Here is a 25295-nt window from a genome sequence, read left to right on the forward strand (position 1 = left end):
AAAGGCAAATAACGGCAAAAGGTAAAGCAGTGCACAAAATAAACACCCGGCTAACGCTGGAAAACCTGTCCCATACTGCGAATCTCTTTCACTGCGCTAGCGGAACGACTTACGATCAACAAAAGGTTTTGCCTCTTTACCTTTTGCCAGGCCATTTTTCATCGCAATCATCTGATTTTTACGTCCCAGCAAACGCGCCTGTACCCAGCGCTCCCAGCGCAATGCTTTCCAGGTATCGGCTTTCCAGGTTTTCTTAAACAGGTACTTGGTGGCAGCAATGGCATCCGGCGATTTGCTGGCAATGGTTGCAGCCAGCGCCTGGGCTTCCGCCATCGGATCTTCAGCCAGTTTTGAAATCAGACCGTAGTCATAACCTTCCTGCGCACTGAACTGCCGGCCGGTCATGGTCAGCTCCTGAGCAATATCAATGCGGGTTAAGCGCGACAGAGTCACCATGCCACTCATGTCCGGAATCAGGCCCCACTTCATCTCCATAATCGACAAATTGGCATCCGGTGTGGCAATGCGGTAATCACTCGCCAGAATAATCTGCATACCACCACCAAAGCAGTTGCCGTGTACCACAGAAATCACCGGAATCGGTAAGTCACGCCAGCAATGGGCAATTTCCTGTGCCACGTTTAGTTTAGTCCATGGCCATTTCAGAAATACCTTGGCCACCATACTGGGTTCTTTATTCAACGCACCGAAGTCCAGTCCGGCACAAAAAGACGGGCCATTCGCTGACAAAATCACACAGCGAATGCTGCGGTCTTTGCGGATCGTTTTCGCCGTGGCGATCATCTGGCGAAACATCGGCATATCCAGGCCGTTCAGCTTCTCTTCCCGGTTCAGGGTGACGTAAGCGATGTGATCTTTTACTTCTAATAATACGCGCGGTTTATCGGTCATGATGCTCTCACAGCAGTCGGCGGGTGTATCCATCGGGTTAGCCTGGCGGCGTTCAAAGCGCATAATTCCACAGCCAACGGCGGGATACTATGACCAATCTGCACGATTCACTGGCCAAAATGATCAATTACGCAGACCTTTAAATAATTTTAACCTGGCTATGAAAGATTCTCAGGTGCTCCGGCCGATCGACTCGATTATACTCCCTGACCCGATTTGACCTATACCAAGGTCGATTTATCCAATCGTCCCTGTCAGAGGATCCCAGCATTATGAGTCCACAGCAACAACGCCTGCGTGATGAACTGATTGCCAAACGCATCGCCGCGGCCAAAACGCATGTAGTTAAAGCAGTCTTTCCGTTTACCACCAACCATCACGAAACCCTGTTTGGTGGCCAGGCGTTAAGCTGGATGGACGAAACCGCGTTTATTGCCGCTACCCGCTTCAGCCGTAAAAGCCTGGTTACCGTCTCTTCAGATAAAGTCGACTTTACTCATCCGATTCCGGAAGGTTCGGTGGTCGAACTGGTGGCCGACATTATTCACGTTGGCCGCACCTCTCTGAAAGTAGAGGTCAATATTTTTGTTGAAGACATGTATCGTGACGGCGTACAAAAAGCCATTACCGGAGTGTTCAGTTTTGTCGCTATCGGCGACGACAAACGCCCGATACCTGTGCTGGATGGTTTTGATGAAGAGACCGGGTTAAGTAACTAACCCACTCGCTTAGCAAGCACACAGAAGCAAGTACTGATCATGCGCCCTCCCAGGGAAGCCCTTTAAGCCTGAAACAGGCCCACTCAGCCATACACTCCCTGGTATGGCTGAGATTTTTCGGTTATCCATGTATGACAGAAACATGGGTTATAAACAGTATGATTTCTGTAAATGCCTTATAACAGGCACACTTTGTTTCAGGCTTGCCTGTTTTTATGGTTGGTGATAATTTAAACACCAATAAAATCAGCGGCTTACAAACCTAGTTTACAAGTTTATATGCCATTGATGACCGAGATAGTGTGCACGCACGCTTTTCTGGAAGGGAATGATCTTGCTAAGGAAGGTTTCTTAATGAAATCAGTTAGTTGCTGCTACAAGCTTGAAAGATTCTCGCCAAGATATCATGCACGCACACGAATAAGCTGTTAGCCCTCAGGAGGAAAAATGAAAATATCTCTTATGGCAGCTGTTTCCGAGAATGGAGTAATTGGCTCTGGATTGGATATACCTTGGCATGTACAAGGCGAGCAGCTCCTATTCAAAGCCATGACTTACAATCAATGGCTTCTAGTTGGTCGTAAAACCTTCGACTCAATGGGTAAACTTCCGAATAGAAAATATGCAGTGGTTACTCGTTCTAAAATTATCTCGAATGACCCTGATGTTGTGTATTTCGCAAGTGTTGAATCGGCATTAGCTTACCTAAACAATGCGACAGCACATATCTTTGTTTCTGGTGGTGGTGAAATATATAAAGCTTTAATCGATCAAGCAGATGTTATCCATCTTTCAGTGATTCACAAGCATATCTCTGGCGATGTGTTTTTTCCTCCAGTTCCACAGGGCTTCAAGCAAACATTTGAGCAAAGTTTCAGTTCAAATATTGATTACACGTACCAAATTTGGGCAAAGGGCTAACAATCTGTTTAAGAGTGATTCGCAACGCGTGGCATTTTTACTATGCGTTGCGTTTAGTGTTTAAGGTGGTATGCGGAGGCTTCGGTATTGCGTTGCTCACACCTTAACAGGGCGTTAGGCGCCGAGAGGCATTGTCGTAATCAAAAAGGAGAAGTGAATGAAAAAAGCAATAGTCGCTATTGGTGTCAGTCTTGCCTTGACTGGGTGCGGAACCATGAATAACGCACTTGTGGAGAAGAAAAAGACTGTAGAGTATTACCGTATCTTTGACATCAAGACGAGCGCGGATCGCTATACAGTAGCTGAAGCTGCCAGTAATGGGTTAGGAAGAAACGTAAACTCGGCAAATGAAGCAACTCCAATCCCTAATTTTTCAGAGCCGCCGCAAAAACCTGGGCGATTTACACTTACAAATCCATTTGCCGGATCAAAGTTAGCAGCACTGGCTGCAAGTGGTGGGTCTATTGGATTTAAAGTTGCTACCTGCGAAGGTGCTATATGGACGGCAAGCGCAAATAGAAGTATAAGCGGAAGCTCAGACTTACGCCTAACCGCCTGCCTTTGGCAATACAAGGATGGTTACCATCTTGACACATATGCAACTTTCCAGAAGGCCGAGGGTGGTTTGATGCAAATTAGCCGAAACATGGCCAGTGCCATGGTAGGAACACCAGAGGAATGGACAGAGAAAACATTCCTCGATATTGTGCGCTCTATTCGTAAAGCAGCCGGCGCAGAAGTTGCCTACCTGGAGGGTTATCCAAAGCTTTCTGGAACGCCGTGGTTGGATGACTACGACAAAATGTAAGCGCCTAACAATCGCGTAAACTCGGACTGCCCAAAGCTGCGCCGCTTCGCTCTGCAGCTTTGGGCAGCCGGTTACGCGAAGCGTTAGACCAACCACAAAACGAAAAGGATCATTATGGGATTTTTTAGCAAAACGGAATATGCGGGAACGCTTAAGTGGGAAGAGATAAAGAATGATGGCGTCCCGCGAAATGCTTATCGAGCAAAAATACCTGGCGGTTGGCTTTTTATTATTTGGTGGGGACCAACCTACGATGGCAGTGGAGCTACTTTTATCCCAGACCCAGAGCATAAATGGGATGGAAATTCCGTTGATTAACCCTAAGTGTTCTAACAAGCGACCGTGATTCATCCGTAGCGTGGGTGTTCAAAATTCTGTGCCAGCTAAATTTTACAGGTCGATCTGGTCATCCAGTCGACCTTCAAAAAAGCGCTGAATAACCAGCGCTTTTTTAATTCACACCGCTTTATCAGCGCTGAGCACTCCCACATTGCCGCTCAATCCCAGCCTTTCGTGTGTTCTTTCACCAGATCAACCATCATCTGGATATGATCATCACGGTCATTTAAGCACGGAATATAGTGGTATTGATGACCGCCCGCCTCGATAAAGTTCTCACGGTTTTCTTCTTCCAGCTCTTCCAGAGTCTCAAGGCAATCGGCGGAAAATGCCGGGCTGATCACATCAACCCGCTGCACGCCGGCACCGCCCCACTCTTTCAGAGTAAAATCGGTATAAGGCTTGACCCACTCTTCGCGGCCAAAACGCGATTGAAACGCGCAGTACCACTGGTCATCATTCAGCTGCAGCGCGGCCGCCAGCGCCTTCGCCGTGGCGCGACACTGTGACGGATACGGGTCGCCGCGGTCTTCGTAACGCTGTGGAATACCGTGGAACGACATCAGCAATTTATCGCCCTGACCATGCTCCGCCCAATACTCTTTCACTGAGTTAGCCAGCGCCTGAATATAACCGGGGTGCTGATGGTATTCGTTGACCCAGCGGGTCTGTGGCAAGTGTGGACACGCCTTCAGGCCAGACGCCAGGCGGTCGTACACCGCCGCCGTGGTCGATGAAGAAAACTGCGGATACAGCGGCAGCACCAACATATTTTCCACACCGGCCTGGCGCAGTTCACGGCCCGCCTGCTCCATCGTTGGCTGGCCGTAGGTCATTGCCAGCGCCACCGGAATGTCCTGACCATAAGCCGCTGCCAGCTGCTGCTTCAGCGCCTGCTGCTGCTTTTTCGAAATCGCCATCAGCGGCGAACCGTCATCGGTCCAGATGCTGGCATAACCTTTGGCCACCCGTCCCGGGCGAAAACGCAGGATAATGCCGTGCAGAATCAGCCACCAGAGTGGTCGTGGTACGTCCACCACGCGCTTATCCCACAAAAATTCAGCCAGGTAGTTGCGCACCGCTTTTGCGGTTGGCGCCTCCGGAGTACCCAGGTTGACCAGTAAAACACCAAATGGAGGACGGGAAGGAGCAGTCACAAAAGTACCTTTCGCAGTGGTCTGTATAAGTTTTGCGTAAGTTTATAGCAATTACGGCCAATAAAAAAACCGCTGAAGCTCTCGCTCCAGCGGTTTTTCAGGAATGATGTGAGATGCCCGATAAGCCGGGTTCTGTTCCTTCTTGCGAAGGCGACAATCATTCGTCTAGGCCTGCAATCGCTCACAGGCTCAAGCGACCTACCCGTTCCCAGCGCGGGCCACGCCTGTAGGGAACCTATTTGGTCTTGCTCCGGGTGGAGTTTACCTTGCAACCAACTGTTACCAGTGGCCCGGTGCGCTCTTACCGCACCCTTTCACCCTTACCCGTTTCCGAAGAAACCGGCGGTCTTCTCTCTGCTGCACTTGTCGTCGGCTCACGCCGCCCAGCCGTTAGCTGGCACCCTGCCCAGTGGAGCCCGGACTTTCCTCCCCCCGCGATAACCGAAGTTAACGCAGGCGACGATTGCCTGGGCATCTCGGCGGCGGATTCTATCAAAGCCATACAATAGTTGCAGCCATAAAAGCGAGCTCTGAGATATATTTCTGCAACCTTCTGCCACATGGATGTGGCAGCAGAGCATCCAGGGAAGGACTTGCTGCGTGTTGCAGGGGTATATCTGAGAGATTGCTTTCCGGTTTCCTGAAGCAAACTCTTCTGGATTAACCTACCGCCGGATTAATCTCTGTTTTAACCTCACCATCATTGTCTTTATCGTCCGGCTCAGATTCTGCCCCACCACGGCTGAGATACACACCCAGGAAAATCACAGCAATGGCCATCCACTGTTCAATATTCAGCCGCTCGCCGAGGAAAACCATCGCGTACATCAGCGAAATGGCCGGCAATAAATTAATGTACGCCACCGCCACAGTGGCTTTCACATAGGTCAGGGAATAATTAAATAAACCGTACCCCCACAAGGTCACCACCACCCCAAGATAGAATAAAATTCCCCATTGTTCGGTAGTAATGGTTTCCGGCCACTCCGATGCGGCTGCCAGCGGTAAAAAGAACACGGCCCCAACGAACGATTGCATCGCGGTAAGGAAAATCGCCGGATAACGTTCGGTCAGGCGTTTCATCATCAGGGTATATCCCACCGCCGCGACCATCGCCAGAAACTCGAGAAAGTTTCCTAACCAGGGATTACTGGCGTGTTCATTTTTCACACTGCCAAGAGTCATCCACACCACTCCGGCCATCGCCAGTAAAAAACCGCTCAGCTGACGTTTACTCATTTTTTCCTGAAGAAAAATAAAGGCCCCAACCGCGACCATCAGTGGCATCATCGCAGTCACCATGCCGGCCTGACCGGCACTGGTATATTGCAGTGCCAGCCCTTCAAACACAAAATACAAACAGGGTTCAAACAGTGCCATGGCACACAGATATTTCCAGTCACCCTGACGATATTCCACCCGGGTACGGATCCATTTCCACATCCCGAGAAATACCACGCTGCCGATGATCATGCGCAGAAAAACCACCACCATCGGGGAAATTTCTGTTACCACCACTTTCATCGCCATAAACGTACTGCCCCAGATCAGCATCGCCAGAAGCAAAGCCGCATGAGCACGAACCTGATTGTTTTTAATCATATCAACAACTTCAATAAGTCACTAAAAAAGCCGAAGGGTTTCCCATCCGGCTTACGCATTCGATGAGAGAAAGGTCAGGTCTTACCCTGTATTTCCAGCGCTTTCTGATACAGCGCTTTTTTATTTTCGCCGCTGACTTCCGCCAGAATAGCCGCAGCTTTTTTCGGTGGCAGTTCTGCCAGCAATAACCGGAACAACTTATCGCTGTTGACGGCAGCGGCACTTTTTGGGTCTTTATTTCCACTGACCATCACCACAAATTCACCTTTTTGCTGATCGCTGTTGGCATTCAGCTGCTCGATAATCTGCGGCAAAGTGCCGTGATAAAAACTTTCGAAGGTTTTGGTGAGTTCACGCGCCACACAGGCTTCGCGCTGTTCGCCAAAAATTTCTGCCATCTGCTGCAATGTATCCAGAATGCGGTGTTTTGATTCGTAAAACACCAGCGTGGCGGTGTCCTGCTGCAGACCTTCCAGGCGTTCTTTTTTAGCGCCACTTTTATGTGGCAGAAAACCTTCAAAGGCAAAACGATCGGTCGGTAACCCGGCGGCCGATAACGCCGTAATTAATGCACTGACTCCGGGTACCGGCGTGACACGCAGTTGTTTTTCACGCAGTGCCTGTACCAGCGGGTACCCCGGATCCGAAATCAGCGGTGTGCCGGCGTCGGATACCAGTGCCATGGTACGACCATTTTGTAACTGTTCAGCAACCTGGTCGATACGGTCTCTTTCGTTATGGTCATGAACCGACAATAACGGCTTTTTCAGCCCCAGGTGCTGAAGTAATTTCTGGGTATGTCTGGTATCCTCGCAGGCAATCAGATCAACCGCGGCCAGTACCTGACGCGCACGCTCACTCAGATCGGCCAGATTGCCTATCGGAGTGGCAACCACAAACAGGGTACCGGGTTGCAATATTGGAACAGACGTCATGCGGGGAAACTCTTCTGTAAACTGGTTACGCCGACTCAACATTCTGTTGGTCTGCGGCTGTATCGGACTCAGTGGCTGCAGCACCACAACCAGTCGTCCGGAATCAGGACTGGCCAGCAGTGGTAATCAAAGCAGCCAACAATTATTGACCAGTGTGGCCACGAATCTGAAAGACGGCGAGTTTCGCAATGCTGGGCTGCAATTGCAACTGTTAGCTGAGCGCGACCTCGACGATGGTCAGCAAATGCAATATCTGTTGTTAATGGCACAATTGCGCCTGGCACAGAACGAGGGTGAAATTGCTCAGGAGTATCTGCAGCAGTTTCAGCAACAGCAGCATCTGGCGAGTGTCCAGCAGGAACTGCAGTACAGTTTATTAAAAGTCCGGGTACTGGAAGCACAACAACAGTTTCTGGCTGCGGCCCGGGAGCGGGATTTTCTCGCCGCTATTCTTGAACCCCAACAACAGGCCATCAACCACGAGCAAATCTGGCAGGATCTTATGGAGCTGCCGGAAACTGAACTGTTAAGCCGTGCCGAAAAATCGCCCGATACTCAGTTTGGTCGCTGGCTGCAACTGGCTGCTATCGGTAAAAATTCACGCCTGACGCTGGATGAACATCTGGCCGCCGTGACTCAGTGGCGTAACAACAACCCGGGGCACCCTGCGGCGGTCACCCCGCCCGGTGGGCTCGCCATTCTGGCGGATATCGCCGCCAGCCGGCCACAACATATTGCCCTGATGCTGCCGTTATCCGGGCCGCTGGGAAAAACCGGCGGCGCCATCCGTGATGGTTTTATGGCTGCCTATTACGATGCCCTGAACAAAGGTTCCGACACTCCACGTATTAATGTCTACGACAGCCAGCGTTTTCAGCAGGTCGACGACGTTTATGCCGCAGCGCAACTGGATGGCGTTGAATGGATGATTGGTCCGTTCGATAAACTGACTGTTCAGGCGTTACAACAACGTCCCAGTCTGCCACTGCCAACCCTGGCGCTTAATTATGGTGAACGTCCGTCTGCACAGCAGTCACTGGCGCAACAACTGGAACAGCCAATAGCGAACAATCTGTATCAATATGGCCTGGCACCGGAAGACGAAGCCGTACAAATCGCTGAGCAGGCCTGGGCTGATGGCCATCGCCGGGCATTGGTGATGATGCCCAAAGGCAATTGGGGTGAGCGTATCTATGCCGCCTTCGAACAACACTGGCGTCAGCTGGGTGGAGAAATCGGCGAGCTGCGTTATTACAGCAACCGCAAAGATTACAACCCGGAAATCAAAGCACTGCTGAACGTCGACGACAGCCAGCAACGTTTTAAAACCATGCGCCAGCTGATGCGTGAGCCTACGGAATTCGAACCCCGCCGTCGCCAGGACGCTGATTGGGTATTTATGGTGGCTCTGCCAAAACAGGCACGTCAGATCAAACCCACACTGGCCTTTAACTTTGCCGGCGATTTACCGGTTTATGCGACCTCTCATGTGTTTTCCGGCACCATCAACCGCCGCAAAGACCGTGATTTAAACGGTATCCGTTTTTGTGATGTGCCCTGGCTGCTGAACCCGGATGAGTTGCACCACCGCATTGATAACACACTGAAAAATGGTCAGGGTGGTTATGCCCGCTTATACGCCATGGGTGTTGATGCCTTCCGCTTGTTACCACGGTTAAAGCAGCTGGAAGCTTTCCCGAACAGCCAGGTATTTGGGGCTACCGGCGCTTTAACGCTGGATAACCAGCGCCGTATTCACCGCAAAACCCAGTGCACCCGTTTTTCCAACGGACAACCCCGGCAACTGGCCCATCACTGACGCCAGCATCACTTTAACCCGTCGTAACACAAGGAGGTGTTATGTCAGACTTTTTTCCGGACGCCCGCATCCCGCAACAGAAACGCCGTTATGGTGAAGGGATAGAACAACAGGCCGAACAATGGCTGATGCAACAGGGGTTACAGCCAATTGAGCGTAACTATGGCATCCGCGCCGGTGAAATCGACCTGATTATGCAACAGGGCCAGGTACTGGTGTTTGTTGAAGTACGCTACCGGGCCGATGATCAGCACGGCAGCGGTGCAGAAAGTATCACCTACCAGAAACAACGCAAATTACGCAAAACCGCCGAACATTACCTGCAGAAACACTTCGCCAACACACCCCCGGATTGTCGTTTTGATGTGATTTCTGCCAGTGGCAATCCGGTGCAGTTTGAGTGGATAGAAAATGCCTTCTGAATTATGATTGCCGTTCGCATTTACGGAGTTCCGCTGTGTTAGAACGAATCATCGGCCACTTTGGCGCCAGTATCGAAACCAAAATGTTATCCGCTGAAGAATTACCGGCCTATATCGAACAGGCGGGCCAGGTGATGGTCCAGTCATTGCTGAGTGGCGGTAAAATTCTCAGTTGTGGTAACGGTGGCTCCGCCGGCGACAGTCAGCACTTTTCGTCTGAGCTGCTGAACCGGTTTGAACGCGAACGTCCAAGCCTGCCCGCCATCGCCCTGACCACGGATTCATCCACCGTCACCTCGATTGCTAACGACTACAGCTATAACGAAGTGTTCTCCAAACAGATCCGGGCACTGGGTAATCCGGGTGATGTGTTGCTGGCAATTTCCACCAGTGGTAATTCTGCCAACGTCATTCAGGCCATTCAGGCCGCACACGAACGTGAAATGACGGTGGTGGCGTTAACCGGTAAAAACGGCGGAGGCATGGCTTCCCTGCTGACCGCCGATGATGTTGAAATTCGCGTCCCCAGCGACATCACAGCCCGGATTCAGGAAGTCCACTTACTGGTAATTCATTGCCTGTGTGACTTTATCGACTGCGCGTTATTCGGCGAGGAATAACGCGCCCGGGTGGTTTATTCGTCTTTCAGACGATTAATTCCCAGTGCTTTCAGCGTGTACTTTTCATAAATCGGCTCACTTGAGCCGGTTTTCATTTTACGCATAAAATATTTTTCAAACGCCACCTTCGCCAGGTGCACCCACTTGCCCTGCTTAAACCAGGTGACATTACGCGGTGGAATCTGCGGAATGGCGACAAACGCCGCACCACTGTTCCCCATATCCGCCAGACAAATAGCCGCCCAGGTTCCACGGTGATTGGCTTCCCCCTTGCCGTCCAGATCCGCTGCCAGATTGTGGGCAATAGCCGTCATCATCGACTCAATCATATAACCGGTTTTTGGCGTACCGGTGGGCACCGGGGTTTCCTCCACCGGCGGGATAGCAACACAAACCCCGGCGGAAAAGATATTCGGAAAAGTCGGGTTACGCTGGTATTCATCAATGATCACAAACCCTTTGGGGTTGACCAGCCCGTCAACGGCGGCCACCGCATCCACTCCGGCAAACGCCGGTAACATCATTGAATGCTTAAAGGGCAATTCATGCTGTTTTTTTACTGAGCCATCATCGTTCAGCTCATCAACATACATAAGACCATCACCAACCCGGGTAACGCTGGCATTGGTAATCCATTTAATATGGCGATTACGCAATTCACTTTCGAGCATGGATTTGGAATCCCCGACGCCACCCAGACCGAGATGGCCAATATAAGGCTCACTGGTGACATACGTCATCGGTACCCGGTCGCGCACTTTTTTCTTACATAATTCGCGATCCAGAATAAACGCGTATTCATAGGCCGGCCCAAAACAGGAAGCCCCCGGCATCGCACCTACGATGGCAGGACCCGGCTCTTCGATTAAAGCTTTAACGTTATCGCGACAGGTTTCTGAGTGATCCAGTGTACAAACGGACTGGGTAAAACCATCATGTGGGCCGGCACCTTCTACTGCCGCGAAGTTGAGCTTGGGGCCGGTACAAATCACCAGCCGGTCATAGTCTTCCAGACGGCCATTTTCGAGTTTCAGGCGGTTATTCTGAGCATCGATATCAACCACCGCTGAGGCGATAAATTCGATCCCTTTCTTTTCCAGATACGGCCGGATCGGAAAACTGACTTCATTCCGCTGGCGCCAATCCACGGCAATCCAGGGGTTGGATGGCACAAACTGGAAATCTTCACGGTTGTTGATCACGGTGACCTGATGTTCTCGGGTCAGCAACTCACGGATTTCGTAAGCACCTGCCATACCACCGGTTCCTGCACCTAACACGATGACTCTAGCCATAATGACCTCACTGCTTTGTTATTACTGTTTTCTGATAACAGAGCAAAGTCAGGGCCAATATAACCAAGTAACAATATAGAATTAAAGAAGGGTACTAACCGGTTGATTCCAGGATAGTTTTTGCCAAATAACCGCTTGTGCCGTTAGTCCGGGAAAGCATCAAACTGCCAGAAACAACCGACAAAGAAGGAAGAGACTGCCATCAGCGACAGTCTGGACAATCCGCAGCGGGCTTCAGCGTCCAGCAGCGCCATTCACTGCTGCTGGCATCCAGTGTCAATAAACGGCCAACCAGCGGGCGACCAATATCCGCCAGCAGCTTGATCGCTTCCAGCGCCTGCATGCTCCCCACGACCCCCACCAGTGGCGATAACACGCCGCTTTCACTGCAGCTGAGTTGCTGATCATCCAGTTGTGGGTACAAACAACGATAACAAGGGGAATCCGGCAGACGCGGATCAAACACAGTAACCTGACCGCTCAGGCCAACAGCAGCCCCCGACACCCAGGGAATTTTACGCTCCAGGCAAACCTGATTCAGCAGATAACGAATGCTGGCGTTATCGGTACAGTCGAGCACCAGATCGATAGGTGTTTGCGACAGCGTTTGCTGCAGCCAGGCAGAATCAGCCCGTTGCTGTACCGCATTCACCCGGCAATCCGGATTCAGCCGTAACACCTCGTGTTGGGCAGACATCACTTTGGCTTTGCCAATATCATCAGATCCATGCGCGGTCTGGCGCTGCAGGTTGGATAATTCGACCAGATCATCATCCACCAGCGTCAGCTCACCAACACCTGCCGCGGCCAGGTACTGAATAACCGGACAACCCAGGCCGCCGGCCCCAACCACCAGCACATGGGCATCCAGCAACGCCTGCTGGCCTTCAATATCCATCCCCGGTAACAATATATGACGGCTGTAACGCAGCAGTTGTTGGTCGTTCATGGTGTATCCGTATTATTCAGAACTAGCGATTGTACATTCGGACGGTTTTTCAATAGCAGCAACAGGATGTTGCGGGCCTATCGCAGGCACAGGGAGGTGCCTTGCGATGGGTGCGGCTGAAAAACCCGTGCTAATGGGCAAGCGCGATTAATATAAGCAGCTAGTGAGCCGGCCAACAACCACCCGAGATTCTCGGATTACCACCCAGGTCGTTACGATTGCCAACCTGGGTAAACCCCCGCTGAGTCAGCAGCTCACAGACAGCGTCTGCCTGCTGATAACCGTGCTCCAGTAACAGCCAGCCGCCGGCGTTAAGATGCGCCGGTGCCTGAGCAATAATATGTGCCAGATCCGCCATTCCAGCATCTTCAGCGACCAGTGCGGAGGTTGGCTCAAAACGGACATCACCCTGATGCAAATGTGGATCGTCACCATCAATGTAGGGTGGATTGGAGACAATCAGATCGAATGTTTCATCAGCGACGGCCTGATACCAGTCACTGCGGATGATGCGGGCGTTATTCAGGCCCAGGCGTTGTTGGTTTGTGCCCGCTAACGTCACCGCTGCGGGCTGAAAATCAGCCCCCGTCACTTGCCAGTCGGGAAATTCAGTGGCAATGGCTAACGCAATGGCGCCGGTGCCGGTACCTAAATCCAGTGCTGAACCCCGAGCTGGAATCTGCTGTTCCGCCGCCAGATCCAACACCCATTCGATCAGGGTTTCGGTATCGGCCCGCGGAATCAGTGTTGCCGGTGACACCTGCAGCGGTAACGACCAGAACTCTCGCTCACCAACGATATAAGCCAGCGGCTGGCCCTGCAAACGCTGCTGTAATAAGCCATCCGCCTGCTGCAGCTGGTCAGCCGTGAGAAGTCGATCACCCCAGGTGTATAAATAGGTGTAACTTTGCTGCAACACATGGGCAAGGATCAGGCGGGCATCCAGCGCTGCGCTGCTTGCTGCATGTTCATCATCGGCGCCAGCCACCAGTTGCTGACGCGCCTGCTGTAACCACTGATCAATGCTGAACGCCGCCATGGTGTTATTGTCCCGCCATTTCAGCCAACAAATTGGCCTGATGTTCCTGAATCAAAGGCTCAATGACCGGCGCCAGGTCACCCTGCACAATTTCATCCAGCTTATACAACGTCAGATTGATACGGTGATCCGTGACCCGCCCTTGTGGATAATTGTAGGTACGGATGCGCTCCGAACGATCACCGGAGCCAACCAGGCTTTTACGGGTCGCTGCCTGTTCGGCCTGGGACGCCTGCAACTGAGCATCACGTAAGCGGGTAGCCAGCAGCGCCATCGCTTTGGCCTTGTTTTTGTGCTGAGAACGTTCGTCCTGACATTCCACCACCACACCGGTCGGCAGGTGAGTAATACGAATCGCTGAATCGGTTTTATTGACGTGCTGACCACCGGCCCCGGAAGCACGGAACGTATCAATCCGTAAATCGGCCTTATTGATATCCACCTCGTCTTCACTTTCCACTTCCGGCATCACAGCAACCGTACAGGCTGAGGTGTGAATACGTCCCTGACTTTCGGTTTCCGGCACCCGCTGTACCCGGTGCGCACCGGATTCAAATTTCAGCCGCGAATACACATCGACGCCGGAAATACGGGTAATGACTTCTTTAAAACCACCGTGTTCACCGTCGCTGGCGCTCAACAACTCCGCACGCCAGCCCTGAGTTTCGGCGTAGCGGCTGTACATCCGGTACAGGTCACCGGCAAAAATTGCCGCTTCATCACCACCGGTACCGGCACGAATCTCAACGATCACGTTGCGGCCATCATCCGGATCTTTCGGCAACAGCAGAATTTCGATCTGGCTGGTTAAGGTTTCCATCTCGGCTTTGGCACTCAGCAGCTCTTCTTCCCCCATCGCCTTCATATCCGGGTCACTGTCCTGTGCCAGCAGCTGGGCTTCTTCAAGATTTTCCTGAGCCTGCTGATAGTGAGAAAAGGTCTGCGCCACTTCCTCCAGCTCGGCGTATTCTTTGGATAATTTCCGGAATTTATCCTGATCACCAATCACATCCGGGTCAGATAACAGATGGCCGACCTCTTCGTAACGGTCACGCAGTTGTTCGAGTTTTAGCAGAATGGATTCTTTCATGGTGCTCAGTTTCAGGTCAGAGGTTTAAACAGTGTATGTCAGTAGCATGACACTACGGAGAAGCTGCGATAACAGCCGGGCGCCAGGCCCGGCTAATGATCAGATGACGACGGGTTATTCAGCTGGAACAGCTCACGGGTCCAGTCCAGTGCTTCCAGGCGACCTTCTGCGCCGGCTTTACGCAGGGTTTTGGTCGGTGCATGCAGCAACTTATTACTGAAAGTGTGGGCAAACTGGCGTAATACCTTTTCCGCATCCGCACCGTTATTTAATTGTTTCAGCGCTTTTTGTAACTGCTCTTCTTTGACGTCATCAACGTGGCCGCGTAAGTCGGTCAGGGTGCTGACAGCATCCAGCGCTTTCAGTTCGCGCATATAATGCTCAACCCCGGACAAAATCAGATCTTCTGCCTGGCGCGCCGCATCTTCGCGTGAACGGACATTTTCTTCGATAATGCCGCGCAAATCATCAACGGTATACAGATAGACATCCGCCAGTTCGGCCACTTCTTCTTCGATATCCCGGGGCACGGCAATATCGACCATAAACATGGGTTTATGACGACGTTTTTTTAAGGCTTTTTCCACCGCCCCTTTGCCCAGAATCGGCAGCGGACTGGCAGTGGAAGAAATAATAATATCGGCTTGTGGTAACACCGTCGGAATATCTTCCAGCAACACGGCATCCGCATGAAATTCCTGCGCCAGGTTCTGCGCCCGGGCCAGCGTTCGGTTTGCCAGCGTCATCTGACTGACCCCGGCCTGATGCAAATGACGGGCAACCAACTCGATGGTTTCTCCGGCACCAATCAATAACGCATGACTGCGGCTTAAATCGGCAAAAATATGTTGCGCCATGCGCACCGCAGCAAAGGCCACCGATACCGGATTTTCACCAATGGCGGTATCAGTACGCACCCGTTTGGCGATGCTGAAGGTCTGGCGAAACAAACGCCCCAGTTCGCTACCAACGGTGCCGGCTTCCTGTGCTACGGCATACGCCGACTTCATCTGGCCGAGAATCTGAGGTTCGCCCAATACCAGAGAATCGAGTCCGGAAGCCACCCGCATGGTATGTTGCACCGCCTTATCCTGACCCAGGCAATACAGCGAGTCATTCAGTTCCTGAGGATCGATCTGATGATGGTCAGCCAGCCACTGGCTGAGGGCTGCCTGCTGCAACGCGACGGGCTGATCCGGCTCTGTCTGACCGTCGGGTGACGAACAATAGATTTCGGTGCGGTTGCAGGTCGACAGTATCACCACCTCAGATACCTGCTCCAGCTGCTGCACCTGATTAAGCACCTGCGGCATACTGACCGGATCGAACGCCACCCGTTCGCGTACCGAAACCGGTGCCGTTTTGTGATTAACCCCCAGTGCCCAAATGCCCATACTGCTCACAGAGTCCCGATATTGAAAAGGTGGAAAAAGCGCCGATTATAAACACCTATTTAACGCTTTGCTGCTGAAATCTTTGACTTAGCTCGTCATCTGACTCTAAATATGACCCAGAACAGTAACAACCGCCCCGTCACAGCGGGCCGGACATGCATTATTCAATTGAGGCCGTTTGTGACCCTACGCCTGATCGCTTTTTTTACCGCAGCGTCGTTAATCAGCGGCTGTGCCGGATTCCAGAGCCGCTCCGCTGAGCCGCAGACGGACAACAGCAACGCTTCGGCGACACCATCCGCCGTTGAGGATTACCGGCCGATACCCGCCGATACCCTGTATTCATTATTAGTGGCCGAAGTGGCTGGCCAGCGCCAGCGCTACGATATATCGCTGTACCATTATATGACCCAGGCACGCAAAACCCGCGATCCTGAAATCGCGGAACGTACCGCCCGCATCGCACAATACGTTGGCAGTGCCGAGCTGACTCAGGAAGCACTGGATATCTGGTTGCAAACTGAACCAGAGTCCCCGGGCGCACACCAGACAGCAGCTCAGCTGGCACTGGAAACCGGTCAGTATGAGCTGGCGCTGCAACATATGGAAAAGGTGCTGCAACTCAGCGGCATCAGCCAGTTTGATTACCTCGCAGCCAGCGTCGTACGCCAGCCGGACAGCGTTAAACAACCGCTGCTGCAACAGCTCGAACAACTGAGCCAGCGTTATCCGCAGGATGCCAACCTGTATCAGGCACGCTCAATTCTGGAACAACAGCTGAAGCGTTATGACCCGGCTTTGCAGCATAACGATCGCGCACTGGAGCTGAATCAGGAATTTCTCAGCGCCCGCATTCAGCGCGCCCGGCTATTGGCAGAAATGGGCCGCGATGATGATGCGATTGAATGGCTGCAAACACTGGAACAGCAACACCCGGACCACAAAGGTATCGCAATTTTGCGTGCCCGGCTGTTACTGAAACAACGCCGCATGCAGGATGCCCTGCTGGCATTTAATCAGCTGCATCAGAATTTCCCGCGGGATATGGCCGTTTTATTATCACTCGCACTTCTGGAAGAAGAAGTTGGTCAGTCATCCCAGGCCGCTTTGCATTTTGAGAGTTTGCTGGCCAATGGCTCACATCAGAATGAAGCTCACTTCTACTTAGGCCAAATCGCCGACGAACAGCAGGATAATGAGACGGCCATTGAACATTTTCGCCAGGTCGGTGCCGGGCGCGAATTTCTTGCTGCACACCTGCGGGCCGCTGAACTGATTAACCAGCAACAGGGGTTACAGGCCGCACGTGACTATCTCAACCAGCTGCGCGCTCAGTTTCCGCAACAAACCAGCCCACTGACACGTATCGAGGTTGAATTGCTCAGCAAAGCCGATATGAAACATTCGGCCATGGAACTGCTGAATCAGGCTCTGGGCGTAGTACCACATGATCACGACCTGCTATATACCCGCGCGATGCTGGCCGAACAGCTGGATGATCTGCAACAACTGGAAACCGACCTGCGCTATCTGATCAGTCTGAAACCCGATCATGCCGAAGCGCTGAATGCACTCGGCTACACCCTGGCTGACCGCACCGATCGCTGGCAGGAAGCCCTGCCGCTGGTAGAAAAGGCATTATCGCTGTCGCCGGACAACCCGGCCATTATCGATAGTCTGGGCTGGATTTATTTTCGCGCCGGCAAAATAGAAAAAGCCCTGCCACTGTTAAAGCAGGCCTTTGACATTCTTGCCGATCACGAAATTGCCGCCCACTACGGTGAGATCCTGTGGATCAGTGGTGATAAAAACCAGGCACGGGATGTTTGGGCCAGCGGCCTGGAGAACAACCCCGACAGCGATGTTATTCACCGCACCATGGACCGCTTAAACGTCGATAACCCACCCCAGGCTGACAGCCACGACAAATGATGCGTTATTTTTCTTTATTATTGCTGAGCCTGTGGCTCAGCGGCTGTGCTTTATTAACGCCACAAGGCGGCCAGCAACAACTACAGAACCAACTCAGCCACATCGACAGCTGGCAGGTGCGTGGCAAACTGTCAGTACGCTCACCACAAGACAGCGTGACCGGTTATCTGACCTGGGAACAGCAACAGCAGGATTACCAGCTGTTTATTACCGGCCCGTTCGGTCAGGGCTCTTCCCGCTTAAGTGGCTCAGCTGACTTCGCCGAATTATTATTACCCGGCTGGCAATCGCCACAACGAGCCGATAATGCAGAACAGTTGATGCTGGCTCATATGGGCTGGAACTTTCCGGTCAGTGATATCCGCCACTGGGTCAAAGGGCAACCCGCGCCGGGCCAGGTCAGTGAGCTGCAGTTTGATGACAATGGCCTGCTGCAACAACTGCAGCAACATGGCTGGCAGGTACGGTATTCACGCTACAGCCGTCATCAGGGATATTGGCTGCCAGGGCTGATCAAAGTTTCCGGTCATAACTTCCGTTTTGTTTTTGCGATTAAAGAGTGGACCATTAATGGCTGACGACCCATCCGGCTGGCTGCACGTACCGGCACCGGCTAAGTTAAATCTGTTCCTGCACATCACCGGCCAGCGTGATGACGGCTATCACAACCTGCAGACCCTGTTTCAGTTTATCGACCGTTGCGATGAACTGAGTTTCCGCTTACGCGACGATGATCAGTTAACACTTGAGCCACAGGTAGATGGCGTAGCGTTTGAAGACAATCTGATTATCCGCGCGGCCCGCGCCTTGCAACAAATCGGTCTGCAACAACACGGCAACTTGCCCGGAGCGGATATCCGGCTGAAAAAAATTCTGCCGATGGGCGGTGGCCTGGGTGGCGGCAGCTCCGACGCCGCCACCACATTATTAACGTTAAATGCGTTATGGCAGCTGCAGCTGTCATTTAATGAACTGGCCGACATTGGTCTGCGTCTGGGTGCCGATGTCCCGGTGTTTGTCCGTGGCCAGGCAGCCTTTGCAGAAGGTGTTGGTGAGCAGCTGACTCCCACCCCTCAGCTGGATGAACCCTGGTATCTGGTCGTGGTTCCGCAAGTCCATGTTAATACAGGGAAAATTTTTTCAAATAAATGCTTGACCCGGGATACTGAGATCATTAATATACGCACCGCGCTGAGGCGAGAGGGAAACAACGACTGCCAAGCAGTTGTTTCAACGCTTTATCCTGAAGTTGGTAAAGCATTGAATTTGCTAAACAATTTCTCTCATGCTAAGCTGACGGGCACTGGAGCTTGCATATTTTCAAGCTTCGGTTCTGAGGCAGAAGCTATCAGAGTTTCTGACCAGTTACCGGCTGAATATGTGTCATTTGTGGCGAAAGGAGTTAACACTTCTCCAGCACACAAGATATTATTCAGACCGTCTTAAAAGTTGGGGTGTCGCCAAGTGGTAAGGCAACGGGTTTTGATCCCGTCATCCGCAGGTTCGAGTCCTGCCACCCCAGCCATCTTTATTTTATTCTACTCTTTCCATAGCTGAAATTTTTGTACCCAAGGGGACGAACGTGTCTAAGTTAATGGTATTTACTGGCAATGCCAATCCTGAACTGGCCAAACTGGTCGTTGAGCGTCTTGATATTCCCCTCGGTGAAGCCACCGTTGGCAAATTCAGCGATGGTGAGATTACCGTCGAGCTGCACGAAAATGTGCGTGGTAAAGACGTTTTTATTCTGCAACCTACCTGTGCGCCGACCAATGACAACCTGATGGAAATTCTGCTGTTTGCCGATGCTCTGCGTCGCGCTTCCGCCAGCCGGATTACCGCTGTTGTTCCGTATTTTGGTTACGCTCGCCAGGATCGTCGTCCGCGTTCTGCACGTGTGCCAATCAGCGCCCGCGCTGTAGCCGACATGATGTCCGGCTCGGGTATCGACCGTGTATTAACGGTTGACCTGCACGCCGACCAGATTCAGGGCTTCTTTGATGTACCGGTCGACAACGTCTATGGCTCACCTATCCTGATCGACGATATGGAACGCCAGAACTACGAAAACGTTGTTGTGGTTTCTCCGGATATCGGCGGCGTCGTACGTGCACGGGCCATCGCCAAGCAGTTAGGTGCCGACCTGGCCATTATTGATAAACGTCGTCCGAAAGCCAACGTTTCCGAAGTGATGCATATTATTGGTGACGTAAAAGATCGTACCTGCATCCTGGTAGACGATATGGTCGATACCGCCGGTACCTTGTGCCAGGCCGCCAAAGCATTAAAAGAATTTGGTGCAGTAAAGGTTGTCGCGTATTGCACTCATCCGGTATTATCCGGCCCCGCGGTTGAGCGCCTGACATCCGCAGCACTGGATGAACTGGTTGTTACCGACACCATTCCACTGACAGAAGCCGCCAAAGGCACTGGCAACATTCGCCAGCTGACCATTGCCGGGTTGTTGGCTGAATCGATTCGTCGGGTGAATAACGAAGAATCCATCAGTGCAATGTTCCGCTAGGAACAAACGCTCGAAATAGCAGAAATTTTTACGCCGCCGGAGCTGGTCGCAAGCTCCGGCGGTTTTTATGTACTGCAAAGTACACATTTAAAGGTACTGAAAGTACCTGTTAACCTGAAAGGAAAGAACCATGTCAGAATTTACTCTGAATGCAGTAGTTCGCGAAGATGCGGGGAAAGGTGCGAGCCGCCGCCTGCGTCGCGAAAACGGCGTACCAGCCATCGTTTATGGTGGTAAAGCCGGCGGTAACGACCGTAAGCCAACGCCAATCACCCTGGCCGCAAACGAGCTGAACAAGCTGCTGGAAAACGAAGCGTTTTACAGCTCTATGATCACCCTGAACATCGGTGACAAGTCTGAACAGGTTATCCTGAAAGACCTGCAACGCCACCCGGCTCAACAGCTGATCTGGCACGCTGACTTCCTGCGCGTAAGCAAAAGCACCAAGATCAAAGCACACGTTCCACTGCACTTCCTGAACGAAGAAAACTGCGTGGGCGTAAAAATGGGCGGTGGTAAAATTGCTCACCAACTGACCAGCCTGGACATCATCTGTAACGCTGGCGACCTGCCAGAGTTCATCGAAATCGACCTGGCTGACGTGGAAGCGGGTACCGTTATCCACCTGAGCGACCTGAAACTGCCTAAAGGTGTTGAATCTCAGGCACTGTCTCACGGCCCAGAGCACGACACTGCGGTAGTAACCGTAGCGGCGCCTAAAGGTGGTGATACTGCTGAAGAAGGCGAAGAAGCTGCTGAATAATTCAGCCTTCTGACGCTCATCAGAAAAAGCGGAGCTGGCCTCCGCTTTTTTATTGCCTGAACATTCATGCCCCGCAATAACAACCTTATTTTGTCAGAGACAGACGTATGACGGATATTCAGTTAATTGTTGGCCTGGGAAACCCGGGCAGTGAATACGAACACACCCGCCATAACGCCGGAGCCTGGGTGGTAGAACGCCTGGCCCAGAACTACCGCATTCCTCTGAGTGCCGATAAAAAGTTTTTTGGTAAAACCGGTAAAGGGGTGATCGACGGTAAAACCGTCTGGCTGCTGATCCCTACCACGTTTATGAATCTCAGTGGCAAAGCCGTCCAGGCACTGGCCAACTTTTATAAACTGACGCCAGAACAGATTCTGGTAGTTCATGACGAACTGGATATGCCGGCCGGCGTCGCCAAGTTTAAACAAGGTGGCGGCCATGGTGGCCAGAACGGCCTGCGCGACATTATTGCCAAGCTTGGTAATAATAAAAACTTTCATCGGTTACGCATCGGTATTGATCATCCGGGCGATAAAAACCAGGTAACCGGCCATGTTTTAGGCAAAGCCAGCAAAGCCGAACAACAGGCAATCGACAACGTCATCGATGAAGCGATCCGGGTCATCCCCCTGGCACTGGATGGCGACCTGGCCAAAGCAATGAATCGACTTCATTCCTATAAAGGGTAAAATACCCGGCAATTTTTAAACCGAATTTCCAATTTTCTAGAAGCAGGAATCTGATATGGGCTTTAAATGCGGCATTGTTGGTTTACCAAACGTGGGTAAATCGACATTATTTAACGCGTTAACGAAATCTGGCATTGGCGCAGAAAACTTCCCTTTTTGTACCATTGAGCCAAACAGTGGCATCGTTCCCATGCCGGATCCGCGCCTGGATGCGTTAGCGACCATCGTTGAGCCGGAAAAAGTGATTCCGACCACCATGGAATTCGTTGATATTGCCGGCCTGGTTAAGGGTGCCTCCAAAGGTGAAGGACTGGGCAACCAGTTCCTGGCGAATATCCGCGAAACCGACGCCATCGCCCACGTGGTGCGCTGCTTCGAAGACCCTAACGTGATTCACGTTGAAAACACTATCAATCCGGCTGACGATATCGACGTTATCAATCTGGAGCTGATTCTGGCCGACCTCGACAGCGCTCAGAAGCAACTGCAGCGGGTTACCCGTACCGCCAAAAGTGGTAATAAAGATGCCGTCGCAGAAAAAGCACTGCTGGAAAAAATGGTCGAACATCTGGAATCCGATCGGCCGATCCGCACCATGGAACTCAATGAAGACGAACAGAAACGTCTGCGTATGTTTCATATGATTACGGTCAAACCGACCATGTACATTGCCAACGTGGCGGAAGACGGCTTCGAGAACAACCCACATCTGGACGTCGTTAAAGCCATTGCCGAACAGGAAAATGCGGTTGTTGTTCCGGTATGCAACAAGATCGAGCAGGAAATTTCTGAACTGGAAGATGCCGAAGACATCGCCATGTTCCTGGAAGAAATGGGTCAGAGCGAACCGGGTCTGAACCGGGTTATCCGCGCCGGCTACGAGCTGTTAGGTTTACAGACCTACTTCACTGCCGGGGTAAAAGAAGTCCGTGCCTGGACAGTGAAAAAAGGCGCAACAGCCCCTCAGGCCGCCGGCGTGATTCATACCGATTTTGAACGCGGTTTTATCCGTGCGGAAACCATGTCGTACCATGATTTCATTGAACACAAAGGGGAATCCGGTTGTAAAAGTGCCGGTAAACTGCGGGTTGAAGGCAAGGACTATATCGTTAAAGACGGCGATATCATGCACTTCCTGTTTAACGTCTGATCCATCCCGTTTGTGCTGGCCGGCCATTGGTCAGTCAGCACAACACTTTATCTCAGGTGAATGAGCAGCATTCGCGTTATAATCGTCTTTTGATTGCCAGAAGTTGTTATGAAACGCTTGCCTCTGCCCCTGCTGTTGGCGTTATTTACCGCCATCCCTCCTTTAGCCATCGATATGTACCTGCCAGCCATGGCACTGATGGCCAATGATCTGGCCACCGATATTCATAAAGTAGAACTTTCCGTCAGCGCATTTCTGATTGGTTTTGCCGTTGGCCAGATTGCTGGCGGGCCGTTATCCGATCGCATCGGGCGCCGGCCGGTTATCCTGTTTGGTATCGCCTTATTTTCTTTAACCAGTGTTTTCCTGATTAATGTGCAGGACCTCGACCAGCTGCTATTGCTGCGGGTCTTGCAGGCCATTGGCGGCGGCATGGCATCGGTTAACTCCGCTGCCATTGTACGTGACCGCTATCAGGGTAAAGATGTGGCCAAGACCTTGTCGCTGGTCGCCATGATCATGATGCTGGCTCCCCTGATCGCACCTTTGCTGGGCTCGCTGGTCGTTCGTTTCGGCCAATGGCGCGATATCTTCACTCTGCTGTCAGCCTATGCTTTTGTTGTACTGATGATTCTCAGCTGGCAGCTGGAAGAAAGTCATCCTCCCGAAAAACGTCAGAAATCATCCCCCTGGGGAAACTATCTCAGCATCATTCGCCATCCGGTAGCACGTTATTACGTATTGGCACTGGCTTTTGCCTTCACCACCATGTTTGTGTTCATTACCGCTTCATCCTATCTGTACCTTGATCACTTCGGACAAAGTTCCGATGCCTTCCCCTGGTTGTTCGGCGCGAACGTTGTGGTGATGATGACGATGAACCGCCTGAATATGATACTGCTGCGCCGCTTCAGCAGCCCACAGTTATTATTTGCCGGAATACTGTTACAACTGGGCGCTACTCTGGCCTTGACCCTGCTGTTTGCCAGCGGCCAGCCAAGCCTGGCAACAACCGTCACCCTGATTGCCTTCTCCGTCGGCAGTATTGGCCTGGTTGCCGCAAACGCCATCAGCCTGGTGCTGCATTACTTTCACCACATCAGCGGTTCAGCAACAGCACTGATCGGAGTCAGCGAGTTTTGCCTGGGCGCGTTATTCGGCTACCTGTGGTCGTTGCTGCATAATCACACACCACTGCCAATGATGCTGATGATGGCTGTCAGCGCCTGCCTGGCATTATTGTGTGTTTTACTGGCACGTCGGGTTCAGCACTCAGACAAAGTTGCATAGCTGCAACAATATGATCCATTTGTCTTTATTGTGAGGGTGGAGTAAAAAGAGCAGAATGAACATTCAGTCACAGCCCAGACATACTATGGATCGACGCGAACAAATACTGCAGGCCACCGCTAACCTGATTGCCGAATGTGGCTTACAGGCCAGCCCGATGTCCAAAGTGGCCAAAAGCGCCTGTTGTGGTGCCGGTACCATCTATCGCTACTTTGAAACCAAAGAAGATCTGGTGCGTGAACTGTATAAAGAGCTGATAACCCAAATGAATCAGGCATGTTTGCAAGACTATGATCGCACAGCCTGTATCAAGGTTCGCTTTTATACCATCTGGGGGAACTTCTACCGGCACATGTCGTCGAACCCCAGAGATTGCGCACTGATGGAACAGCTTTCGGCGTCTCCTGCAATTTGTTGCCACTTCAAAGACGAGGCCATGGAGCCGTTACGCCAGGAAGTGGATCAGCTGATCGACGAAGGCAAACAGCAACAGTTGTTTAAAGAGCTGCCCAACGAAACGCTGGCCATGTTTACTTTCGGAAGCCTGGCCAGCATTGCCAAGAAGCAGCACAACATGGCAGAACAGTGCCGGCCGGCGAATGTGTATGAAACACAGAACCTGCTCAATCTGTGCTGGGATGCAGTAAAAGCCTGATTTTCAGGTTCTGAACGACACAAACAATGCCCACAAGGCATTTTTATTTGGCTACAACCGGAATGAACATTCACTCTTACCCAGAGTGACACACAGGAGAAATCTGATGAATGCAGCACCCGCACCAGAGCAACGTGTTAACAAACCACAATCTCTGCAAGCCAGCCCGAAAGTGCAGCTGAATACCGGCTTTTATGATGTATTAACTCAGATTGCGTTAACCCATAAACGCAGCCGGACAACAAAACAGGCGTAATCTGCGCCTGTT

At 51.9% G+C, this 25295-nt stretch carries 26 protein-coding genes, 1 tRNA gene and 1 other RNA gene; 18 read left to right on the forward strand and 10 right to left on the reverse strand.

What is annotated here, in order from left to right; translation table 11 throughout:
* Nucleotides 1-96: 96 nt before the first annotated feature.
* Complete coding sequence (locus ACFOMG_RS13445) at nucleotides 97-975, reverse strand: crotonase/enoyl-CoA hydratase family protein (RefSeq protein ID WP_376867309.1); 879 nt, start codon at nucleotides 973-975, stop codon at nucleotides 97-99.
* 209 nt (nucleotides 976-1184) lie between these two features.
* Between ACFOMG_RS13445 and ACFOMG_RS13450 the strand changes: the two genes are divergently transcribed.
* The 4 genes from ACFOMG_RS13450 to ACFOMG_RS13465 all read left to right on the forward strand — a co-directional run bounded on the left by ACFOMG_RS13450 (nucleotide 1185) and on the right by ACFOMG_RS13465 (nucleotide 3678).
* On the forward strand, nucleotides 1185-1631 hold the full coding sequence (locus ACFOMG_RS13450; protein WP_376867310.1) for an acyl-CoA thioesterase: 447 nt from the start codon (nucleotides 1185-1187) through the stop codon (nucleotides 1629-1631).
* Between the two features lie 447 nt (nucleotides 1632-2078).
* Nucleotides 2079-2552, forward strand: a complete 474-nt coding sequence (gene dfrA6 / locus ACFOMG_RS13455) for a trimethoprim-resistant dihydrofolate reductase DfrA6 (RefSeq protein ID WP_063844458.1) — start codon at nucleotides 2079-2081, stop codon at nucleotides 2550-2552.
* Between the two features lie 157 nt (nucleotides 2553-2709).
* The gene (locus ACFOMG_RS13460; RefSeq protein ID WP_376867312.1) at nucleotides 2710-3360 is read left to right on the forward strand and encodes a hypothetical protein; all 651 of its coding nucleotides are present in this window, start codon (nucleotides 2710-2712) and stop codon (nucleotides 3358-3360) included.
* Nucleotides 3361-3474: 114 nt separating this feature from the next.
* The gene (locus ACFOMG_RS13465) at nucleotides 3475-3678 is read left to right on the forward strand and encodes a hypothetical protein (RefSeq protein ID WP_376867313.1); all 204 of its coding nucleotides are present in this window, start codon (nucleotides 3475-3477) and stop codon (nucleotides 3676-3678) included.
* A gap of 179 nt (nucleotides 3679-3857) precedes the next feature.
* On the opposite strand, the gene hemH is transcribed toward ACFOMG_RS13465, so the two are convergent.
* The 4 genes from hemH to rsmI all read right to left on the reverse strand — a co-directional run bounded on the left by hemH (nucleotide 3858) and on the right by rsmI (nucleotide 7393).
* Nucleotides 3858-4856, reverse strand: a complete 999-nt coding sequence (hemH, locus tag ACFOMG_RS13470) for a ferrochelatase (RefSeq protein ID WP_376867315.1) — start codon at nucleotides 4854-4856, stop codon at nucleotides 3858-3860.
* A gap of 105 nt (nucleotides 4857-4961) precedes the next feature.
* Nucleotides 4962-5335, reverse strand: an RNA gene (rnpB, locus tag ACFOMG_RS13475) — RNase P RNA component class A.
* 181 nt (nucleotides 5336-5516) lie between these two features.
* Complete coding sequence (locus ACFOMG_RS13480; RefSeq protein ID WP_376867316.1) at nucleotides 5517-6458, reverse strand: DMT family transporter; 942 nt, start codon at nucleotides 6456-6458, stop codon at nucleotides 5517-5519.
* A gap of 74 nt (nucleotides 6459-6532) precedes the next feature.
* The gene (gene rsmI, locus ACFOMG_RS13485; protein WP_376867317.1) at nucleotides 6533-7393 is read right to left on the reverse strand and encodes a 16S rRNA (cytidine(1402)-2'-O)-methyltransferase; all 861 of its coding nucleotides are present in this window, start codon (nucleotides 7391-7393) and stop codon (nucleotides 6533-6535) included.
* Between rsmI and ACFOMG_RS13490 the strand changes: the two genes are divergently transcribed.
* Genes ACFOMG_RS13490 through ACFOMG_RS13500 form a run of 3 tightly spaced genes read left to right on the forward strand, consistent with a single transcriptional unit; the run spans nucleotide 7392 to nucleotide 10254 of the window.
* Nucleotides 7392-9212 (forward strand): penicillin-binding protein activator, encoded by a 1821-nt coding sequence (locus ACFOMG_RS13490; RefSeq protein ID WP_376867318.1) that lies wholly within the window; start codon nucleotides 7392-7394, stop codon nucleotides 9210-9212. The genes rsmI and ACFOMG_RS13490 overlap by 2 nt on opposite strands.
* Before the next feature lie 41 nt (nucleotides 9213-9253).
* The gene (locus tag ACFOMG_RS13495) at nucleotides 9254-9634 is read left to right on the forward strand and encodes a YraN family protein (RefSeq protein WP_376867320.1); all 381 of its coding nucleotides are present in this window, start codon (nucleotides 9254-9256) and stop codon (nucleotides 9632-9634) included.
* A gap of 35 nt (nucleotides 9635-9669) precedes the next feature.
* Nucleotides 9670-10254, forward strand: a complete 585-nt coding sequence (locus ACFOMG_RS13500; RefSeq protein WP_376867321.1) for a phosphoheptose isomerase — start codon at nucleotides 9670-9672, stop codon at nucleotides 10252-10254.
* A 14-nt stretch (nucleotides 10255-10268) separates the two neighbouring features.
* Here the strand turns inward: ACFOMG_RS13500 and ACFOMG_RS13505 are convergent, their stop codons facing one another.
* From ACFOMG_RS13505 to hemA, 5 genes are all read right to left on the reverse strand, one after another.
* Complete coding sequence (locus ACFOMG_RS13505; protein WP_376867324.1) at nucleotides 10269-11549, reverse strand: NAD(P)/FAD-dependent oxidoreductase; 1281 nt, start codon at nucleotides 11547-11549, stop codon at nucleotides 10269-10271.
* Between the two features lie 202 nt (nucleotides 11550-11751).
* Nucleotides 11752-12498 carry a HesA/MoeB/ThiF family protein gene (locus ACFOMG_RS13510; RefSeq protein WP_376867325.1) on the reverse strand — a complete coding sequence of 249 codons (747 nt, stop codon included), beginning with the start codon at nucleotides 12496-12498 and terminating at the stop codon, nucleotides 11752-11754.
* Between the two features lie 160 nt (nucleotides 12499-12658).
* On the reverse strand, nucleotides 12659-13537 hold the full coding sequence (prmC, locus tag ACFOMG_RS13515; protein WP_376867327.1) for a peptide chain release factor N(5)-glutamine methyltransferase: 879 nt from the start codon (nucleotides 13535-13537) through the stop codon (nucleotides 12659-12661).
* A 4-nt stretch (nucleotides 13538-13541) separates the two neighbouring features.
* The gene (gene prfA / locus ACFOMG_RS13520; RefSeq protein WP_376867329.1) at nucleotides 13542-14627 is read right to left on the reverse strand and encodes a peptide chain release factor 1; all 1086 of its coding nucleotides are present in this window, start codon (nucleotides 14625-14627) and stop codon (nucleotides 13542-13544) included.
* Between the two features lie 92 nt (nucleotides 14628-14719).
* The gene (gene hemA, locus ACFOMG_RS13525; protein ID WP_376867330.1) at nucleotides 14720-16021 is read right to left on the reverse strand and encodes a glutamyl-tRNA reductase; all 1302 of its coding nucleotides are present in this window, start codon (nucleotides 16019-16021) and stop codon (nucleotides 14720-14722) included.
* A gap of 180 nt (nucleotides 16022-16201) precedes the next feature.
* On the opposite strand from hemA, the gene ACFOMG_RS13530 reads away from it, so the two are divergent.
* The 11 genes from ACFOMG_RS13530 (at nucleotide 16202) to ACFOMG_RS13580 (ending at nucleotide 25283) form a co-directional block, all read left to right on the forward strand.
* The gene (locus ACFOMG_RS13530; RefSeq protein ID WP_376867331.1) at nucleotides 16202-17953 is read left to right on the forward strand and encodes a tetratricopeptide repeat protein; all 1752 of its coding nucleotides are present in this window, start codon (nucleotides 16202-16204) and stop codon (nucleotides 17951-17953) included.
* Nucleotides 17950-18531 carry a lipoprotein insertase outer membrane protein LolB gene (gene lolB / locus ACFOMG_RS13535; RefSeq protein WP_376867333.1) on the forward strand — a complete coding sequence of 194 codons (582 nt, stop codon included), beginning with the start codon at nucleotides 17950-17952 and terminating at the stop codon, nucleotides 18529-18531. Before ACFOMG_RS13530 ends, lolB begins: the two co-directional genes overlap by 4 nt.
* Nucleotides 18524-19399, forward strand: coding sequence for a 4-(cytidine 5'-diphospho)-2-C-methyl-D-erythritol kinase (gene ispE, locus ACFOMG_RS13540; RefSeq protein ID WP_376867335.1), 876 nt, complete (start codon nucleotides 18524-18526; stop codon nucleotides 19397-19399). The genes lolB and ispE overlap by 8 nt, the downstream gene beginning before the upstream one ends.
* 4 nt (nucleotides 19400-19403) lie before the next feature.
* Nucleotides 19404-19478, forward strand: a tRNA-Gln gene (locus tag ACFOMG_RS13545).
* Nucleotides 19479-19535: 57 nt separating this feature from the next.
* Nucleotides 19536-20477 (forward strand): ribose-phosphate pyrophosphokinase, encoded by a 942-nt coding sequence (locus tag ACFOMG_RS13550; protein ID WP_376867337.1) that lies wholly within the window; start codon nucleotides 19536-19538, stop codon nucleotides 20475-20477.
* 130 nt (nucleotides 20478-20607) lie between these two features.
* Nucleotides 20608-21240, forward strand: a complete 633-nt coding sequence (locus ACFOMG_RS13555; RefSeq protein ID WP_376867339.1) for a 50S ribosomal protein L25/general stress protein Ctc — start codon at nucleotides 20608-20610, stop codon at nucleotides 21238-21240.
* A 107-nt stretch (nucleotides 21241-21347) separates the two neighbouring features.
* Nucleotides 21348-21932, forward strand: a complete 585-nt coding sequence (pth, locus tag ACFOMG_RS13560; protein ID WP_376867341.1) for an aminoacyl-tRNA hydrolase — start codon at nucleotides 21348-21350, stop codon at nucleotides 21930-21932.
* A gap of 55 nt (nucleotides 21933-21987) precedes the next feature.
* Nucleotides 21988-23082, forward strand: a complete 1095-nt coding sequence (gene ychF / locus ACFOMG_RS13565) for a redox-regulated ATPase YchF (RefSeq protein WP_376867343.1) — start codon at nucleotides 21988-21990, stop codon at nucleotides 23080-23082.
* A 108-nt stretch (nucleotides 23083-23190) separates the two neighbouring features.
* Nucleotides 23191-24372: a Bcr/CflA family multidrug efflux MFS transporter gene (locus tag ACFOMG_RS13570; RefSeq protein ID WP_376867345.1), complete on the forward strand. Its 1182-nt coding sequence runs from the start codon at nucleotides 23191-23193 to the stop codon at nucleotides 24370-24372.
* Between the two features lie 85 nt (nucleotides 24373-24457).
* A complete protein-coding gene (locus ACFOMG_RS13575; protein ID WP_376867346.1) occupies nucleotides 24458-25027 on the forward strand; it encodes a TetR/AcrR family transcriptional regulator in 570 nt (189 codons plus the stop codon).
* A 106-nt stretch (nucleotides 25028-25133) separates the two neighbouring features.
* Complete coding sequence (locus ACFOMG_RS13580; RefSeq protein WP_376867348.1) at nucleotides 25134-25283, forward strand: hypothetical protein; 150 nt, start codon at nucleotides 25134-25136, stop codon at nucleotides 25281-25283.
* The last annotated feature ends 12 nt before the right edge of the window (nucleotides 25284-25295 follow it).

The sequence above is a fragment of the Bacterioplanoides pacificum genome (genome assembly GCF_042648445.1).
Taxonomy (GTDB): domain Bacteria; phylum Pseudomonadota; class Gammaproteobacteria; order Pseudomonadales; family Oceanobacteraceae; genus Bacterioplanoides; species Bacterioplanoides pacificum.

What these genes read in the sequence shown, in the direction of transcription:
- ACFOMG_RS13465 (WP_376867313.1), top strand. Translation starts at nt 3,475, where the DNA reads ATGGGATTTTTTAGCAAAACGGAATATGCGGGAACGCTTAAGTGGGAA.
- ACFOMG_RS13570 (WP_376867345.1), top strand. Translation starts at nt 23,191, where the DNA reads ATGAAACGCTTGCCTCTGCCCCTGCTGTTGGCGTTATTTACCGCCATC.
- rsmI (WP_376867317.1), bottom strand. Translation starts at nt 7,393, where the DNA reads ATGACGTCTGTTCCAATATTGCAACCCGGTACCCTGTTTGTGGTTGCC.
- ACFOMG_RS13505 (WP_376867324.1), bottom strand. Translation starts at nt 11,549, where the DNA reads ATGGCTAGAGTCATCGTGTTAGGTGCAGGAACCGGTGGTATGGCAGGT.
- ispE (WP_376867335.1), top strand. Translation starts at nt 18,524, where the DNA reads ATGGCTGACGACCCATCCGGCTGGCTGCACGTACCGGCACCGGCTAAG.
- ACFOMG_RS13450 (WP_376867310.1), top strand. Translation starts at nt 1,185, where the DNA reads ATGAGTCCACAGCAACAACGCCTGCGTGATGAACTGATTGCCAAACGC.
- ACFOMG_RS13460 (WP_376867312.1), top strand. Translation starts at nt 2,710, where the DNA reads ATGAAAAAAGCAATAGTCGCTATTGGTGTCAGTCTTGCCTTGACTGGG.
- lolB (WP_376867333.1), top strand. Translation starts at nt 17,950, where the DNA reads ATGATGCGTTATTTTTCTTTATTATTGCTGAGCCTGTGGCTCAGCGGC.
- ychF (WP_376867343.1), top strand. Translation starts at nt 21,988, where the DNA reads ATGGGCTTTAAATGCGGCATTGTTGGTTTACCAAACGTGGGTAAATCG.
- ACFOMG_RS13445 (WP_376867309.1), bottom strand. Translation starts at nt 975, where the DNA reads ATGCGCTTTGAACGCCGCCAGGCTAACCCGATGGATACACCCGCCGAC.
- pth (WP_376867341.1), top strand. Translation starts at nt 21,348, where the DNA reads ATGACGGATATTCAGTTAATTGTTGGCCTGGGAAACCCGGGCAGTGAA.
- hemA (WP_376867330.1), bottom strand. Translation starts at nt 16,021, where the DNA reads ATGGGCATTTGGGCACTGGGGGTTAATCACAAAACGGCACCGGTTTCG.
- ACFOMG_RS13510 (WP_376867325.1), bottom strand. Translation starts at nt 12,498, where the DNA reads ATGAACGACCAACAACTGCTGCGTTACAGCCGTCATATATTGTTACCG.
- ACFOMG_RS13575 (WP_376867346.1), top strand. Translation starts at nt 24,458, where the DNA reads ATGGATCGACGCGAACAAATACTGCAGGCCACCGCTAACCTGATTGCC.
- dfrA6 (WP_063844458.1), top strand. Translation starts at nt 2,079, where the DNA reads ATGAAAATATCTCTTATGGCAGCTGTTTCCGAGAATGGAGTAATTGGC.
- ACFOMG_RS13580 (WP_376867348.1), top strand. Translation starts at nt 25,134, where the DNA reads ATGAATGCAGCACCCGCACCAGAGCAACGTGTTAACAAACCACAATCT.
- prmC (WP_376867327.1), bottom strand. Translation starts at nt 13,537, where the DNA reads ATGGCGGCGTTCAGCATTGATCAGTGGTTACAGCAGGCGCGTCAGCAA.
- ACFOMG_RS13495 (WP_376867320.1), top strand. Translation starts at nt 9,254, where the DNA reads ATGTCAGACTTTTTTCCGGACGCCCGCATCCCGCAACAGAAACGCCGT.
- ACFOMG_RS13555 (WP_376867339.1), top strand. Translation starts at nt 20,608, where the DNA reads ATGTCAGAATTTACTCTGAATGCAGTAGTTCGCGAAGATGCGGGGAAA.
- prfA (WP_376867329.1), bottom strand. Translation starts at nt 14,627, where the DNA reads ATGAAAGAATCCATTCTGCTAAAACTCGAACAACTGCGTGACCGTTAC.
- ACFOMG_RS13490 (WP_376867318.1), top strand. Translation starts at nt 7,392, where the DNA reads ATGCGGGGAAACTCTTCTGTAAACTGGTTACGCCGACTCAACATTCTG.
- ACFOMG_RS13480 (WP_376867316.1), bottom strand. Translation starts at nt 6,458, where the DNA reads ATGATTAAAAACAATCAGGTTCGTGCTCATGCGGCTTTGCTTCTGGCG.